This is a genomic window from Janibacter sp. CFPM2_SD2 (assembly GCF_057364645.1).
The window spans coordinates 1-731 of sequence record NZ_JBNFOF010000393.1 but is presented as its reverse complement, the minus strand read 5'-3'; the positions used below and the strand labels follow the sequence as shown (position 1 = coordinate 731).

The 731-nt window shown below is 73.1% G+C and carries 1 protein-coding gene; it reads right to left on the bottom strand.

Annotated features, from left to right (window positions below; genetic code table 11):
• Positions 1-226: 226 nt before the first annotated feature.
• A partial coding sequence (locus AC2W7J_RS18590) for an acyl-CoA thioesterase (RefSeq protein ID WP_485984282.1) occupies positions 227-731 on the bottom strand: 505 nt, incomplete at its 5' end.

The following is a 731-nucleotide window of genomic DNA, read 5'->3' as shown; positions in this document are numbered from 1 at the left end:
CAGCGTCGCGGGGGGTCAGGGCGGCAACCGCCAGGGGGCCTCGCGCGGCGGCAGCGTCGTCGCCTTCTCCTCGAGCAGCACCGGTCGCAGCGGCCGCCGCTGATCCACCCCCACTGAATGAAATACGACCCGCGCGTCCAGACGCGCGGGTCGTATTTCATCCCGCCGGGGGGGGGGGGACAGAGGGGGCAGTTCGTCGCCGGGCTGCTCGCCGAACCACCCCGGCCTAGCCGAAGACCGCGACCGTCTGCCGGCTGATCGCGACGAGCCGCCCGTCCGGGTGCCAGACGCGGGCGTCGGTGTGCCCGTAGCCGCCACCGGCGACATCGGTGCGCACGGCGTAGGGCCAGTGCGCGTCGGGCTCGGCCGTGACGTCGTCGACGATCTCGAGGGTCCACGTCATGCTGCTGCCCGGCTTCAGCTCCGACAGCATCTGCACGACGGCCGGGGGCCAGCAGTCGACGAGGGTGACGAAGTGCCGGATGTCGAAGGTCGGCGGCGCCTGCCGGAAGCGCATCCACCCGTCCATGTGCGAGGTGCTCGCGCCGGAGTAGGGGAAGCCGCCGTTGGCCAGCCGCATGTCGAGGTGCTGGAAGAAGTCGGGCGTCATGCCGGCGATGTGGGGGAAGGGCTCGATCGTCTCGGGCGCCGCCATCTGCGGTGCCTCGGCGGTCGGCGCCACGCTGATCGCCGACTCGCGCGGCGCGCCGAAGCGCCGAGCGCGACGCCAC